Here is a 14,287-nt window from a genome sequence, read left to right on the forward strand (position 1 = left end):
AGTAATCCTTATGCGGCTTCGGCATCGTCTTCGCGAAGCCGGTCAAATTCATCGGGGTCGAGGTCGAAAATGGAACGCGTGTTATCGTTCGCGGCTGCCCGGAAGACGGACAGCGCGGACGCGATAGCGCCGTCGATATGATTGCTGTGGCGAGTGCCCTTGTGCATGGTGGTCAATTCGCTGGCACTGGTGGCGCGCTTCACGACGACGCTTTCGAAGTGATTGCGAAGGATCGGGTGCGCGCCGTGCCGGATGCGCCGGCCGTTCACGATGCGCTCAAGGTCGCAAATCGGGCCATGCATGTGCTTCGCCGTCTGCGGAAGCTGAAGCACGTTGATGCCGGCATGCATGAGCTTCGACATGAGCGGGCCGGCAAGCGACGGGTCAAAAATAACTTCGCGAACGTCGTAGGTGCCGCAAAGGTCAACGATGTTATCCGCGATCACGTCGGGTTCGATCACCGGGCCTTCGATCACCGTCAACAGGCCGTCGTCACGCCAGCGGGGATAAGGAACCTGTTCGATCTTCGCCTTATCCTCCAAGCCTTCAGACGGCAGGAAGAACCACGGGGCAAGTGAAATCCTGCCATCATGATGCCGGAACGCGGCTACTATGGCAGTCAAGTCACCGGATCGTGACAAGTCTACGCCGAGCCAGCAAGGCAAGCTCTCAAGCTCGGCAAGGTCAAAATACGGATCACGGCCAGCGTCATAAACGGCCATGTCGAAAAGCGGATCGCGGGAAGCGGCCTGCCAGATATTCAAGTTCAACTGCTGAAACTGGTAACGGGCCGGCGGGCTGTTCTCTGCTTCCTTCGACTTATTGCGCAAGCCGACGATATTGGGGAACCCGTGCGGAAGGCCGGGGTTCGCCTTCGGCCATGTCGCTTCGTCGCGCCAGTCGTCGCCCGGTTCAAGCTGGAACAGGATCGGCAATACGGTCGGGTCGTCAATCTCGCCGATCGCGACCTTGTAGGCGTAATCATACTGTTCGAAGCCGAGATTATCCTGTCCACGGCCGGCCGTGGTGCAGATGATGGTGAGCGGGTCGGCCACCTTCGTCGTGCCGGAGTCGAGAGCTTCCCAAAGGTCGCGGCCCTTCCATTGGTGAATTTCGTCCACAAGAATGAAATTCGGCGTGGTGCCGTGCTGCGCCTTGCCGTCGCTGGAAATTGCCTTGAGGGTCGCGCCGTTTCGGCGGTTTAAGATCTGCTTCGCGGAATTAAAGGCGTCATTGATCTTCGTCGCAGCAACAAGCCGGCGGTCCATACGGACGATGTTCGCGGCCTCGCGAAAGCCGATGCCGGCCTGTTCGCGGTCACAAGCGGCAAAGATCACTTGCCCGGCCGGGACAGCTTCAGGGCCAAGCAGGTGCAAAAGCGACCATGCGGCAGCGTGGCTGGTCTTGCGGTTGCCACGGCCGAGCATCAAGAAAACCTTCTTCACAACACGGGTGCCATCGGGGTTGCGAGGCCCATAGATGCGCTTCGTCATCCGTTCGAAGGGCGTGTAAAGCTGAAAGGCGCGCTTCGGCGCGGTGCTGGCCGGGTGCCGCAAGGCGCGGAGGAACTGCACGGCAAGCTCACCGTCGCCGTTCGTATCCTGGATTTCCGAGCTGTCATAAATCCAATGCGGAAAGGCGCTCTTGCTCATGCCCGGTTCCTGCCGATCATGAGCGGGTTGTCGCTGTCGTCGTCTTCGCCGGTTGCGCTGCCGACACGGGCGCGGGAAACCGGCGACAATCCATATTCGGCCGCAAGCTGCCGCGAAGTCTGCAAGGCGCGGTTCAACATTCCGAAAACTACCTTGTCGAGGGGCGTCATGCTCAAGGCTTCGGTGTAGGTGCGGGCCAAACCGCGAACGGTGCAAAGTTCTTCTAGGCCGCTGAGATCGGAGCGGACAATAATGCCCCGCTCAATGAGGCCGGGCATAATCCGCTTCCATTCGGCGCGCGCATACGGAGAAAGATGCTTCGGCGCTGCCGGTGCCTTCGTCAATGCGTTGCTGTCGCGGGAAACGGGCGGCTTCACGCCACGGGTATGCGTCACTTCAGGGCCTCGCCGCGAAGCTCCAGCACGTCCCGCCTGCCGAGTTCCTTGATTTCCTTCAGGCCGTAAAGCACGCCGTCGTAGGTCACACGGTCGGCCGTCGTGATGCCTGGGCGATAGCGGATACGGAAGATCACGGTGCCGGTTTCAGCCTCGCCGTAGCCGGTGAAGAATTCGCTCGCCGTCTGCTGAAGGACTTCGCCCCACACAGTTGCAACTGGCGTCCAAACCTTTCGTGCATCACCGGACGGTGACACAATTTCAGTTTCGCGCTCGATAGTGATCCGGCGATCCATGTTTCCAATATTGAGCATTAGACCGTCCACCGAATGAGAGCTTCGATCGATAGGACGCCATGACCATAAGCGGGGTCAGGGTCGCGCGGGAACCGGGATGCGGTGACGCGGAAATGATCACACTCACACCCCTCAAAATTCAAGGGCTTGTCGAGAGCGGTGGCTACAGTGCCAGCGATTTCCTTCGCGGCATCCTGTCCGGCGTCCAACGTCCAGATATGAAGGTCGAGGTAAACCCATGCCGTGCGCTGGCTGGCGTAGTCGTGCCCGCCGTTTGCGGTGTTGCCGTCGCTCATGATGACGGCCGGCGTCTTATCGGGCCGCGTGCTGCCGGAACGGATATGGTCAACAGGCACAAGCACGGTCACGGCCGGCGACGTAATAAGCGCGGTGCGAATTGCGGTCTGAAGGGCAAGGGTCGGTTCGATCATTACTTATTGTTCCATGCGTCCCGCACGGCCTTCCGGCCGGCGCGGTCAATGCGCTGCTGAAGGCGCTTGCGGAGAAGGCGAAGGGCCGGCCAAAAGAAAGGCTGCGCTTCGGACTTGCTGGTGCCGTATTCGACAAGGTGCGCGTAACGGATATCGGTGTTGCCAGCCGTCACGATGACTTCCGTTTCACCGGCTAAGCGAGAGCCGCCCGGCTGGCTGTAAGCCGGCGTGGGCTGGCCGGGGCCGGTCACGGAGATGCTGTCGGCGAGCGCATGGGTGTCCTTCGGTGCAAGATGCTGTTGGGCGTCGGCAAGTTCGTTGCCGGAATCCAAAAGCGCCTTCGTGATCTGCTGTCGTGGGGCGGTCTTCACGCGGTCGAACGCCTTCATGAGGTCGTCTAATCCGTCATTACTCGCCATCGGTGAACCACTTTTCACGGTAGCTATCGAGGATCGAGGTCACGCCATGCGGCGCAAGCTGCATGGAAAGAAAGTCGCGATGTTTCGGCACTCGAAATAGAAGGAAACGAGCCGCAAAACGGCAATCTTCACGTCTGCAGGAACGGGGTCGAGATCGGCGATAGGACTACCGATGTAATTCCCGCACCACGTCTCTGCGGCCTCAAGATAAAGAGAAATAAGCTCGTCTTCGGCGGTTCCGTCCACCTTCATATAAGCCTTGGCGAGGTCGAGGCTAACAGCCGTCATGCTTCAATTCCTGAAAAAGTTATATTCGGCGTCTCTTGCGCGGTGCCCCATGCGCCGGTCTCCCGCGAAGGGGCAAAGTCAGAAGGCACCCCCGGCCTGGGGAGGTGAACGCGCCGGCCGGTCTGGCCAGGAGGCTTTCGCAACGCGGCTTCGAGCGTCCAGCCGAGCTTGAGGCGAGTGCGCAATGTCCCGCGTCGGATGCCATACTCTTGCGCCCATTGGTCTAGGCTCTGCTCCCTTCCGAAGGCTTCGTGCATCGTTGCCGGACGCCGGAAGTTGGGTGATACCGTCCGGTTCGAGGCTGTCATTTGAGGCTTGAAGCTGGCGACGGCAGGCTCCATCCCTCGCTTGATCCATTGGTCAACACGGGGATCACGAGCGGGCTTGCGCATCAGCATCGCATAGGCACGCTGCCGGATGGCTACGCACTCTGCTTCGAATTCTTGCCGGTCGATCTGTCGGGCGCGTTCTGCGGGCGTCATCGAGCCCACCAATTTTCAAAACAACCATTCGCATTCACAATGCTGAGTCGTCGCAACCCTCATTCGAAAGGACGATGAAAATGCTTTCTCGCAACGATCTGACGGACGAAGAGTGGGATTGGCTGCTTCGCATTTATAGGCACAACGCTGCCCTGCTTACTGTCAAAATGGACAAGCGACTCACTGAGCTGGGATTGGTGGAAGGTAGACTTGGCGGGGCCGGCGTTAGCGCTGCTGGCAAAAAGCTGGTCGAAGCAGAGCTTCTGCCGATTATCGCGGCGAGGAGAAGAATGGCACAACAAGGTCACTGAGTTTGCTCCTGCCGCTGCTTGATAGAGTTGTGGCAGGGCTCGCAAAGCGGCTGCCAGTTGGCGCGGTGCCAGAAGAGGCGCTTGTCGCCACGATGCGGAATGATGTGATCCACGACGGTAGCAAGGCGAGTAAGTCCGCTCTTGCTGCACTCCCGGCAATGCGGATGCATGGCGAGGTAGTCGAGGCGGGCCTTGCGCCATTCGCCATTATATCCGCGTGCGGATGCTGACGGCCGGCGGGCATCATGGCGGCGGTTACGGTCGCGGGTCGCGGTGCGCTGGCATTCGCAGCGCTCGCCGTGTGGCACGATAGAGCCGCAAGAACAGATGCGATGCGGCTTGCTCATGCGCCACCTGCCATCTTGGCCTTGAGGGCGCGAAGTCCGGCACGGTCAAATGCGGTGTCGAGGCCTTCGGCTTCGTTGCGCGCGGCCTGCTCGGGATCGGCTTCCTTGGCCGGCCGCTTATCGTCGCGCACTAGAACGCCCGTGGTCACGAGACGGTCGAAGTGTGCGGACATGGCGCGGGTGATCTCGGTCGGCGTGCAGTTCCATGCAGTTTCAGGCGTCCAGCCAAGCCAGCCGGTCGCGCTATCGAAGAGCGAAGAATACACTTCGGCCCATGGCATCGGCTTGCCGGTGCTGGTCGAGCGCTTTGCCTTCGGGTCGGGTGCCGGCATGAGCATGGAAACGAGATTGCCGAGCGGCTGGCGAACAGCTATGAAAAAGGGAAAAAGCGGCCTGCCGGGTATGCCAGCCAAGCAGGCCGCTGCATCCTGGGGTGACGAAGCCGTCAGGATGATTTCGGATATGATGGTGAGGTTCATGTCGTCCAGCGCCCGGAACAGTGCCGGGAAGCCGTAGCGCTCCTCAAGGGTGGCAGCGGCCGCAAGGTAGGACGAAGCGCAACGGTGTTGACACCGTGCGCAATCGTCACCTGTTCATATGCGGGCCGCTGAAAGGTCATAGTTTAGGCCGTCGCCATCTTCAGCTTGCGGAAGACATCGGCGCGGACCACCCCGGCGCCGACACGACGGCGAGCATGGAAGCGGATTATGCCTTCGGTCGCGAGCAAATACGGGTTCGGGCGAACCTGAAGTTCGATACGGTCATAGATGCGATAGCCGGCCTTGAAGTCGCCGAAGATGATCGGGAAGCCGTTAACGGCAACGTCCGGCATATCGATCAGTTCGACCACCGGGCGGCCGAGGATCGTTTCGGGCTGGCCTGCCTGATAAGACGGCTGCCACAGATAGTTGCCGTTTCCGTCCTTCAGAGTGCGGATGACCGCGAGCGTGGTGCCGTTCATGGCCCACGTTCCCCGGTTCCGGTAGACGCCCGGCAGGGAATACATGAGCTTGATAAGCGCGTCTGCCGAAAGGTTCGTCGCATGCCCGTTCAGGCTGTTCGTGATGGCTGCTTCCTGCATGAAGCCCTTCGGCTCGACTGCGGCGCTACCGTTGACGAAAGTAAGACCTTCCTTCGCACCGAAGTCTTCGGTAAGTGCGAGGCGGATTTCGGCTTCGACGTCATGGCTGGCATCTTCGATAAGCCAGTTGCCGACATCGACGTGCGTGGTCATTTCCTTGACGGAAAATTCCATCTGATCGAACGTCGGTTCGGATGCTTCTGAGGTGACTGCTTCGCCCTTCCACTTGGCGTTCGTGACGGTCAGGCGCTTCGGCAGGATGATGGTATGCGAGCCGGTCGAGCGAACATCGGCGATGCCGCGAACCGGCGAAAATTCGACAAGGTTACGGATGAATTCGCCGCTGGTTTCTTCCGGTGCGAGGACATAGCCCGGCGCGTCGTTGGCGACGGTCAGGGCCTTGCGGTCAACTTCACCACTGCGGAGATAGTCAGCGAAAGCCTTCTGTTCGACACCGTTGTCGTTGGCGGCGGCCGGATGGTTGTTGTTCGCTGCGGTCGGGCGGTTGAGCTTCGCCTTGATGGTCGCGACGTCGGCCTTGAGAGCCTTTAGGTCTTCCGGCGAGATTACCGGGTCGTTCTTCACTTCAATTTCTGCTTCGTTTTCCAAGATGGGTTCCTTTTGGTCTGCCGTGCCATCGGCGGCCTTTACTGACGTGATTTGCGCGCCGGGATGGCTCGGAACGGCGACAACTGAGATTTCGTGGAGGTCGAGGGCCGTAATTGTGCGCCCGTGCTGGCGGGGCTTGCTGGCCTTTGTGCGGAAACCGATGGACAAGCCTGAAACGGCCTTCGTGCGGATCATGGCGCGGACTTCGCGGGCGCGCTCAACGTCATCCACGAGCAAGCGACCCTTGACGGTCAGGCCGTCCGGCGTCTCGCTGATTTCGTCCCAAACGCCGATAACCTGCGCCTGATCATGGGCGAATAACATCGGCAGCACCTCCGGCGAGGCGATGGCTCCCTTTTCGATCACGTCGCCGACGCGATCCGGCGAGCCGAACGGCCATGCAATGCCGGTGATGGTGCCGGCATCGTCAACCGTGAGCGCGGCCTTGATTTCGAGGCGATCGGTCATTCGACAACGCCCTCATGGGCGGCGTGTCGAATTTCGCTCAAGGGAGCGTCGAAGTCGTCTTCAGGCTCGGGTTCGGCATTACCGAAGAACAGCGCGGTAATGACGCCATCTGCTACGGCGAAGGTTTCGGCCATGGGGCGGCCGATACAGTAGATCGCAACAAGCTGGTCGGCTGCGGCCGGGAGGGTTCCGCCACCGATCAAGCCAAGGCGAAGCACATGAATGATTTCGGCAAACGAATATTCCGACGTGCGGAATCGCCGGAACAGTGCACCGATACCGTTGCCGGTCGTGCGCTCAAGTTCCTCAATGAGGGCGCGGGTCGGGAAGGCGAAGACCTTTTCGCCGTCGCCGAAGAAAGCGTGATGTTCGATCATCGGGCCATTGCCCTCTCATATGCGGCAAGGCGAGCTTCGAAAGCTGCCAACAGCTTCTGTGCTGGGGTCATGCGTTCTCCTTCGCCGGGGCCGGTGCGGGCGCGGCATTGCTTGTCGTGTGCGGATTGGTAAGTTCGTCGCCACCGGGGAGCGGCGGCATGTTGAGGATTGCCCGAACCTCGTTCGGCGTCATAATGCGGTTCGTCACGAGGGCGGTCATATTTGCGGTGCGGCTGGCCGCGTCGGCGCGCATGAGGTCGTCAGTGACAAACTCGAAATAGTGATCGCCTTGCTCGTCTTCATTGAGAAGGACAGCCGTGTAAGCATCCTGCCAACGGTCGAGCCACGGGCGAAGGCAAAGCTGAAGGAACTGCGCGCCCATCTGTTCCGTGTTCGACCACGTTCCGCGCGTAAGCTCGAAAAGCATGGTCGGCGGCACGCCGAAGATGCGGGCGATTTCACGGACCTGTTCAAGACGATGTTCGAGGAACTGCGCATCCGTCGAGGTCATGGCCGGCTGATCAACGTCCCACTCGGGAGGAAGAATCAGGAGCTCACTCGGTTCGGTCTTCCAACGCTTGAAGTCGTTCCGAACATTCTTGATATTGTTTGCGCCCGCGTCGTTGTCTGCCGTCTTGCCGGCCTTGATGACGACGGAAGGACGAGCGCCGGAACCGAAGAACTGTGCGCCGTGGCGCTCAAGGATCGCGGCAAGGCCAATAGCTTCCTTGCCGAGCGCGATCGGTGACGTGCCGAGGAACGAGCGGATATGAAGGATTTCAGTGTGCGGATAATCGCTGGTGCCGGTCTTTTCCTGCACGCGATAGACCGGTGCGCCGGTAAACTCGTCCTCAAGAAGCGTGACCTTGCCGCGCTTCAGCTGATGAAGTTCAAAGGGCCGGCCATCGTCAAACCGCACTACCTTCGCATATCCGTCACCATACATGAGCGCGTCGGCGGTTAGGAGGGTGCGAAGCTCGCCCGCGCCGGTCCATTCGTTCGCCCGCTTGTGGACGATGCGATAGGCGGAATGATCCTTGGCGGGCAGCTTCCCGGCTCCGGTTTCCCGATAGACCTTGCACGGGAGAGAGCCAATAGTTTCGGAGATTAACCGGACAGCCTGAAGAACAGCGGGAACATAAAGCGCCGATTGACCGCTGATGTTCACGCCAGAATAAGTAGGACGAACGCCGAATAACTCAGAAATGCGCCCATCTAAGAGAGAATATGCCTTTTGTTCGATGATGTTATTCAGCGGCTTCATCGCCGCCTTCCTAATATTCTCTAACAACAGGCAATCCGTCCTCAATTCAACTTGAGAAGGATTCTCTCATAGGCGGGTGTGTAAGTAAATACTTACATTAAAGAAATTTGAATATTCGTCGACTATTTGTCAATTTTATTGATTCAAGTGTCCCCGAGCGGAACCGGCGTTATCCGATCCATCGCAGCGGCAAGGCCGGGAAGCATGACCTCGCTTCGCCCGTATAGCTCCTGCGAGCCCCCATCCGTGCGACCCGTCATGTAGTTCCGCGCGTCTTCCGACACGCCATCGCGGCGGCAAAAGTCGTCGAACAGGTGACGCCAGCCATGATTAGGCGATAGTTCCGGGTGCTTATCCACAGGGATCAACCCGCGCACCCACGTGCCGACACGGGGTTGAACGGAAATCTCATCTTTCGTTTCGCCCCTGAATAGGCGGCCACCCGGTGCCGCCTGGACGAAATCAACCAAACCTTCATCGGCGAGTGCCTTATGAACGGGGATGCGGCGTTCGCTGCTCTCCGTCTTCAATGTCCGGTTACCAGCCATCGTCACCTTCCAAAACCACCGGTCGCCGACCTGGAAGAAATCTTCCTTCCGAAGTTTGCCGGCCTCGCTCACGCGCATGCCCGAATAGGCGCACAGCCACGGTATCCACCGGAACATGGCCTTTTCTTCTTTCCGGGCAGCCGTAAGGACTAGCTCGGCCTCATCCATCGTGAAGGCGCGGAGGTATGAGGGCAGGGTTGTGTAATCAGGGGCCTTGATGCCGTTCAATGGATTGCCGGTCGGGAAGAAGTTCGCCGGATCGTTCTGCCGCCCCCAATTCATGACCGTGCGGACGTTCTGAAGCATTGCTTTAACCGTGCGATTGCTGAGTTCGCCGGCATCTTGCAATGATTCGATCCAGCCTTTGCCCTTTGCGGCCGTCACGGTCAGCGCGTCATTGCTCTTTCGCCACTTGGCAAACGCGGCGCAATGGTCACGATACTTCTTCGCTGTCCGGTCTGGGAGTGGCTTAGCGTTCTTGCCACGCGCCCGACGCTTCACCTCATCGTCAACGACAGAGTTAAACGTGATCGGATCTGGAGAGCCATTATATATATGGGGAGCATCGGCAAGCAGTGGATGCGCCGGCTCGCCGGTGAAGTTGCCTTCGTTTCGCTCTTCCTCGCGGGCCATAGCCTCATAGGTGGCCACGCATAACCCTTGAGCTAACGCTCGCCATTTATCGGTGCCTCTAACGGCATCCGTGTTACCCGCGAGCCGAGCGCGTTCGACACGGGCACCGACCAGCGCATAGAGTTCATCATCTGAGAGCTTGCCGGCAAAGCCGTCGCGGAAGCGCCGGGCCTCGTCTGGGTCCGGATCGAATCGAGCGTATCGCGAATCGTTTGCGCGAAGTTCCGCGTCAAAGTCGATCTGGCTTTGATAGTCCCGAATCGCGATCTGTTGGACGGTGAGGGGGTAGGGTGCAGCGGCAGGTTGCTTTCCCGTCGCTGCCTCATGCTTCTGACGGGCAATACCGATTTGCCGCTGCATAGACGCGACGGCTGCGGCATGGTTTCGGAGAGCCGTCCGACGGTCGCCGCCTAGCTGGATTTCCAGTTCGCGACGATTGTCGAGGTATGGCCGAAGTTGGGTAGGGATGACGATGCGAGCTGAGTAACGCCCGTTGCGTTCTTTCCAATGTTGCGGCTTGCCAGCCATGCTAAACCCATTTGTGACGTGATTTGTGACGTCAGTATGGGGAAAAAGCCTTATGGCGCAAGGGCTTCTAACGATTTCAATGGGATGAGATGGTGGGCGATGAGAGACTCGAACTCCCGACATCCTCGGTGTAAACGAGGCGCTCTACCAACTGAGCTAATCGCCCTTCTGCGAAGCGGGTCATCGGCCCGCCGCGTTCGGTGGCCGTGATCTATGCGGAACGGGGAAAAACCGCAAGAGTGTTTATGAAGTTTTTTTGATTTTTTTGATTTTTGCACATTCCTGGCCGCACTCGTCAACATATGCTGGCTCGACGCCCCGCGAGGTTATTCCCATGCATATCAGGTTCTCATGAAATGCATGGGCTGGGAACCTGCCATGTGAAATCGAGAGGACCGAAAATTGCAGGAGCGCTTGTCCAAAACAATTCGCATTCTGTCATCGATTTGTATTCAAACCTGCTTGACACCCAAACACGAACCCCGTAGTTAGCCGCTCATCGAACGGCGAGGGCCGCTTTGATGGGTGCGGAAGCATCTGGAATGCTTGAAATGCAATGCGGGTGTAGCTCAGTCGGTTAGAGTGCCGGCCTGTCACGCCGGAGGTCGCGGGTTCGAGCCCCGTCACTCGCGCCATTTCAAGGCAAATTTCGGATCCGTACTGGCTGAAAGGCCAAACAATGCGCGGGTGTAGCTCAGTCGGTTAGAGTGCCGGCCTGTCACGCCGGAGGTCGCGGGTTCGAGCCCCGTCACTCGCGCCATTCTCTCCAAGCCATTACAATCAAACGTCAATTTATTGCGATTGCGAACGAGCCTTTTCGCGTTTGCGCCAATTTGTCGCGTTGTCGTCGCAACACATTGATATCTACCGCTCGACAGGACCCCGACGACAGATTCAAAAGGCTTGCGCGCGCGCTCCGCCTGCGCTAACCACGGCTCTGTTGCAACGCTCTTTCGCTTGCTGGGCATTTGCTCAGATGCGCCGCCCCGGCGCTGACCGCAAGCAGGGATGGACATGATGACTGGACTGCTCAGTTCCTATATTCCGATAGCGATTTTCATTGGTATTGCCCTGGTGATTGGCCTGGCGCTGTTGATCACGCCGTTTGCCGTCGCCTTCAAGGCGCCTGACTCGGAAAAGCTGTCGGCTTACGAATGCGGTTTCAATGCATTCGATGATGCCCGCATGAAGTTCGATATCCGCTTCTACCTGGTATCGATTCTCTTCATCATCTTCGATCTGGAAGTCGCCTTCCTCTTTCCGTGGGCTGTATCCTTTGGTGCGATCGGCTGGTTCGGGTTCTGGTCGATGATGGTGTTCCTCGCGGTGCTGACCATCGGCTTTATCTATGAATGGAAGAAGGGAGCCCTGGAATGGGAGTAGCTCCAAGCAACACGACGCTCGTTGCGCCGCAGCCGAAAGGGATCATCGATCCCGCGACCGGCCGGCCTGTCGGCAGCAACGATCCGTTCTTCGGCGAGATCAACAACGAGCTCGCCGACAAGGGCTTTCTGGTCACCTCTACCGATGAGCTGATCAACTGGGCCCGTACCGGCTCGCTGATGTGGATGACCTTTGGTCTCGCCTGCTGCGCCGTCGAGATGATGCAGGTTTCGATGCCGCGTTACGACGTCGAGCGCTTCGGCTTTGCGCCGCGCGCTTCGCCTCGCCAGTCTGACGTCATGATCGTTGCCGGCACGCTCACCAACAAGATGGCGCCTGCGCTCCGCAAGGTCTATGACCAGATGCCCGAGCCGCGTTACGTCATTTCGATGGGCTCCTGCGCGAACGGCGGCGGCTATTATCACTATTCCTATTCCGTCGTTCGCGGATGCGACCGTGTCGTTCCGATCGACATTTATATTCCGGGCTGTCCTCCCACGGCGGAAGCGCTGCTTTACGGCGTGCTTCTGCTGCAGAAGAAGATCCGGCGCACCGGCACGATCGAACGGTAAGGCAGGGGACAAGGTATTATGAGTGAAGCCCTGAACGAGCTTGCCGCCTACCTCACGGAAGTCCGCAGCGCCTTGATCTCGTCGAGCGAGATCAAATATGGCGAGCTGACCGTGACGACGACGACCGAAAACGTTATCGCCCTGCTGACCTTCCTGCGTGACGACGCCAGGTGCGGCTTCGTCAACATGACGGATATTTGCGGCGTTGACTGGCCGCAGCGTGTCGAGCGTTTCGACGTGGTATACCATCTGCTGTCGCCCAAGAAGAACCTGCGCATCCGCGTCAAGGTTCCCGTCGGCGAAGATCAGCCTGTTCCCTCCGCCTGCGGTATCTATCCCGGCGCGGATTGGTTCGAGCGCGAAACCTGGGACATGTATGGCGTTCTCTTTACCGGCCATCCGGATCTGCGCCGTATCCTGACCGACTACGGTTTCGAAGGTCACCCGCTGCGCAAGGACTTCCCGACGACCGGTTTCGTCGAAGTCCGCTACGATGATGCCGCCAAGCGCGTCGTCTACGAGCCGGTGGAACTGAAGCAGGAATTCCGCAACTTCGATTTCCTGTCGCCGTGGGAGGGTACCGACTACGTGCTCCCGGGCGACGAAAAGGCGAAGGCCTGATTGTTGGCGTGTGGCGGGCTTCGGCCTGCCATCCTCTGAAATTCCGAAAACGCGAGCATCGCCGTCATGACAGAACATAACGTTCGCAACTTCAACATCAATTTCGGTCCGCAGCATCCGGCTGCGCACGGCGTTTTGCGTCTTGTCCTCGAATTGGACGGCGAAATTGTGGAACGCGTCGATCCCCATATCGGCCTGCTGCATCGCGGCACGGAAAAGCTGATCGAGACGAAGACCTATCTTCAGGCCGTTCCTTATTTCGACCGCCTCGACTATGTCGCGCCGATGAACCAGGAGCATGCCTATGCCTTGGCCGTCGAAAAGCTGCTCGGCATTGATATCCCGATCCGCGGCCAGCTGATCCGCGTCCTTTATTCGGAAATCGGCCGTATCCTGTCGCATCTTCTGAACGTCACGACGCAGGCTATGGACGTCGGCGCGCTGACGCCGCCGCTTTGGGGCTTCGAAGAGCGCGAAAAGCTGATGGTGTTCTACGAGCGCGCTTCCGGTTCGCGCATGCATGCCGCCTACATCCGTCCGGGTGGCGTTCACCAGGACCTGCCTGAAAAGCTCGTGCAGGATATCGGCAACTGGTGCGATCCTTTCCTGAAGGCGCTCGACGATATCGATGACCTGCTGACCGGCAACCGCATCTTCAAGCAGCGTAACGTCGATATTGGCGTAGTCTCGCTGGAAGACTGTTGGGCTTGGGGCTTCTCCGGCGTCATGGTACGCGGCTCCGGTGCTGCCTGGGACTTGCGCAAAGCGCAGCCTTACGAATGTTACTCCGATCTCGAATTCGATATTCCCATCGGCAAGAACGGCGACTGTTACGACCGTTACCTCATCCGCATGATCGAAATGCGCGAATCTGTCCGCATCATGAAGCAGTGCGTCAATCGCCTGCTCGGCGATGCCAGGACCGGACCGGTTTCATCGCTCGATGGTAAGGTGGTTCCGCCGAAGCGCGGCGAGATGAAGCGCTCCATGGAAGCGCTGATCCACCATTTCAAGCTTTACACCGAGGGCTATCACGTGCCGGCCGGCGAGGTTTATGCAGCCGTCGAAGCGCCGAAGGGCGAATTCGGCGTCTATCTCGTCTCGGACGGCTCCAACAAGCCTTATCGCTGCAAGATCCGCGCGCCGGGCTATGCGCATCTGCAGGCCATGGACTTCATGTGCCGCGGCCACCAGCTCGCCGACGTCGCAGCCGTGCTCGGTTCGCTCGATATCGTCTTCGGTGAGGTGGATCGCTAATGCGGGTCTGGCAGGCGATAGTTCCGGCGCTTCTGGTCGCTTGCGGTGCCTCGGCACAGCAGACCGGCAAGACGCCGAGCCTGCCGACCCTCAACATGCAGGGTTCGAATGCCACGAGCACGAATACTGCAAAAGGCGGAAATGAGGGTACGTCGGGCGGAGATTCGACCGTTGCGGACCTTCTCTCCCGTGGCTACCAGATCAAGGCCGCCGTGCCGAACGGCGGTAAGTTCGTTGTGTTTATGCAGAAAGACCAGTCGGCCTATGCCTGCGAATTCTCGTCTCTGACGAATACGCGGTGTGGGTCCTTAAACTGAGATAAGGC

Annotated in this window: 19 protein-coding genes and 3 tRNA genes; 8 read left to right on the top strand and 14 right to left on the bottom strand. The window is 59.1% G+C overall.

Going from position 1 to position 14,287, the window contains the following annotated elements:
• Nucleotides 1-8: 8 nt before the first annotated feature.
• Genes FHX05_RS13950 through FHX05_RS13980 form a run of 7 tightly spaced genes read right to left on the bottom strand, consistent with a single transcriptional unit; the run spans nt 9 to nt 3,963 of the window.
• Nucleotides 9-1,652 carry a terminase TerL endonuclease subunit gene (locus tag FHX05_RS13950; protein WP_183872297.1) on the bottom strand — a complete coding sequence of 548 codons (1,644 nt, stop codon included), beginning with the start codon at nt 1,650-1,652 and terminating at the stop codon, nt 9-11.
• Complete coding sequence (locus FHX05_RS13955) at nt 1,649-2,047, bottom strand: P27 family phage terminase small subunit (protein ID WP_183872299.1); 399 nt, start codon at nt 2,045-2,047, stop codon at nt 1,649-1,651. The genes FHX05_RS13950 and FHX05_RS13955 overlap by 4 nt, the downstream gene beginning before the upstream one ends.
• Complete coding sequence (locus FHX05_RS13960) at nt 2,044-2,361, bottom strand: phage head closure protein (RefSeq protein ID WP_183872301.1); 318 nt, start codon at nt 2,359-2,361, stop codon at nt 2,044-2,046. The genes FHX05_RS13955 and FHX05_RS13960 overlap by 4 nt, the downstream gene beginning before the upstream one ends.
• The gene (locus tag FHX05_RS13965; protein ID WP_183872302.1) at nt 2,361-2,774 is read right to left on the bottom strand and encodes a DUF3168 domain-containing protein; all 414 of its coding nucleotides are present in this window, start codon (nt 2,772-2,774) and stop codon (nt 2,361-2,363) included. The genes FHX05_RS13960 and FHX05_RS13965 overlap by 1 nt, the downstream gene beginning before the upstream one ends.
• The gene (locus FHX05_RS13970; protein WP_183872304.1) at nt 2,774-3,193 is read right to left on the bottom strand and encodes an HK97-gp10 family putative phage morphogenesis protein; all 420 of its coding nucleotides are present in this window, start codon (nt 3,191-3,193) and stop codon (nt 2,774-2,776) included. Before FHX05_RS13970 ends, FHX05_RS13965 begins: the two co-directional genes overlap by 1 nt.
• Nucleotides 3,194-3,232: 39 nt before the next feature.
• On the bottom strand, nt 3,233-3,481 hold the full coding sequence (locus FHX05_RS13975) for a head-tail connector protein (protein ID WP_246698915.1): 249 nt from the start codon (nt 3,479-3,481) through the stop codon (nt 3,233-3,235).
• Nucleotides 3,478-3,963, bottom strand: a complete 486-nt coding sequence (locus FHX05_RS13980; RefSeq protein WP_183872306.1) for a hypothetical protein — start codon at nt 3,961-3,963, stop codon at nt 3,478-3,480. Before FHX05_RS13980 ends, FHX05_RS13975 begins: the two co-directional genes overlap by 4 nt.
• A gap of 74 nt (nt 3,964-4,037) precedes the next feature.
• Between FHX05_RS13980 and FHX05_RS13985 the strand changes: the two genes are divergently transcribed.
• Nucleotides 4,038-4,274 (top strand): hypothetical protein, encoded by a 237-nt coding sequence (locus FHX05_RS13985; RefSeq protein ID WP_183872308.1) that lies wholly within the window; start codon nt 4,038-4,040, stop codon nt 4,272-4,274.
• On the opposite strand, the gene FHX05_RS13990 is transcribed toward FHX05_RS13985, so the two are convergent.
• The 7 genes from FHX05_RS13990 to FHX05_RS14020 form a co-directional block, all read right to left on the bottom strand.
• Nucleotides 4,268-4,621, bottom strand: a complete 354-nt coding sequence (locus FHX05_RS13990; protein WP_183872310.1) for an HNH endonuclease — start codon at nt 4,619-4,621, stop codon at nt 4,268-4,270. The two genes, FHX05_RS13985 and FHX05_RS13990, sit on opposite strands and share 7 nt — an antisense overlap.
• Nucleotides 4,618-5,100 (bottom strand): hypothetical protein, encoded by a 483-nt coding sequence (locus tag FHX05_RS13995; RefSeq protein WP_246698916.1) that lies wholly within the window; start codon nt 5,098-5,100, stop codon nt 4,618-4,620. Before FHX05_RS13995 ends, FHX05_RS13990 begins: the two co-directional genes overlap by 4 nt.
• A gap of 143 nt (nt 5,101-5,243) precedes the next feature.
• Nucleotides 5,244-6,779 carry a phage major capsid protein gene (locus FHX05_RS14000; protein ID WP_183872312.1) on the bottom strand — a complete coding sequence of 512 codons (1,536 nt, stop codon included), beginning with the start codon at nt 6,777-6,779 and terminating at the stop codon, nt 5,244-5,246.
• A complete protein-coding gene (locus FHX05_RS14005; protein WP_183872314.1) occupies nt 6,776-7,156 on the bottom strand; it encodes a gene transfer agent family protein in 381 nt (126 codons plus the stop codon). Before FHX05_RS14005 ends, FHX05_RS14000 begins: the two co-directional genes overlap by 4 nt.
• A 67-nt stretch (nt 7,157-7,223) precedes the next feature.
• Nucleotides 7,224-8,420 (bottom strand): phage portal protein, encoded by a 1,197-nt coding sequence (locus FHX05_RS14010; RefSeq protein ID WP_183872316.1) that lies wholly within the window; start codon nt 8,418-8,420, stop codon nt 7,224-7,226.
• A 143-nt stretch (nt 8,421-8,563) separates the two neighbouring features.
• Nucleotides 8,564-10,129: an integrase gene (locus FHX05_RS14015; RefSeq protein WP_183872318.1), complete on the bottom strand. Its 1,566-nt coding sequence runs from the start codon at nt 10,127-10,129 to the stop codon at nt 8,564-8,566.
• A 90-nt stretch (nt 10,130-10,219) separates the two neighbouring features.
• A tRNA-Val gene (locus FHX05_RS14020) sits at nt 10,220-10,295 on the bottom strand.
• A 392-nt stretch (nt 10,296-10,687) separates the two neighbouring features.
• Between FHX05_RS14020 and FHX05_RS14025 the strand changes: the two genes are divergently transcribed.
• The 7 genes from FHX05_RS14025 to FHX05_RS14055 all read left to right on the top strand — a co-directional run bounded on the left by FHX05_RS14025 (nt 10,688) and on the right by FHX05_RS14055 (nt 14,279).
• Nucleotides 10,688-10,764: transfer RNA gene (locus FHX05_RS14025), tRNA-Asp, on the top strand.
• A 48-nt stretch (nt 10,765-10,812) separates the two neighbouring features.
• Nucleotides 10,813-10,889, top strand: a tRNA-Asp gene (locus FHX05_RS14030).
• Between the two features lie 257 nt (nt 10,890-11,146).
• Nucleotides 11,147-11,512: an NADH-quinone oxidoreductase subunit A gene (locus tag FHX05_RS14035; protein WP_034489570.1), complete on the top strand. Its 366-nt coding sequence runs from the start codon at nt 11,147-11,149 to the stop codon at nt 11,510-11,512.
• A complete protein-coding gene (locus FHX05_RS14040) occupies nt 11,503-12,084 on the top strand; it encodes an NADH-quinone oxidoreductase subunit B (protein ID WP_015339504.1) in 582 nt (193 codons plus the stop codon). The genes FHX05_RS14035 and FHX05_RS14040 overlap by 10 nt, the downstream gene beginning before the upstream one ends.
• A gap of 18 nt (nt 12,085-12,102) precedes the next feature.
• On the top strand, nt 12,103-12,705 hold the full coding sequence (locus FHX05_RS14045) for an NADH-quinone oxidoreductase subunit C (protein WP_112337529.1): 603 nt from the start codon (nt 12,103-12,105) through the stop codon (nt 12,703-12,705).
• A gap of 66 nt (nt 12,706-12,771) precedes the next feature.
• Nucleotides 12,772-13,962 carry an NADH-quinone oxidoreductase subunit D gene (locus FHX05_RS14050; RefSeq protein ID WP_183872320.1) on the top strand — a complete coding sequence of 397 codons (1,191 nt, stop codon included), beginning with the start codon at nt 12,772-12,774 and terminating at the stop codon, nt 13,960-13,962.
• Nucleotides 13,962-14,279, top strand: a complete 318-nt coding sequence (locus FHX05_RS14055; protein ID WP_112398587.1) for a hypothetical protein — start codon at nt 13,962-13,964, stop codon at nt 14,277-14,279. The genes FHX05_RS14050 and FHX05_RS14055 overlap by 1 nt, the downstream gene beginning before the upstream one ends.
• Nucleotides 14,280-14,287: the final 8 nt, after the last annotated feature.

The organism is Rhizobium sp. BK491 (assembly GCF_014194925.1).
Classification (GTDB): domain Bacteria; phylum Pseudomonadota; class Alphaproteobacteria; order Rhizobiales; family Rhizobiaceae; genus Rhizobium.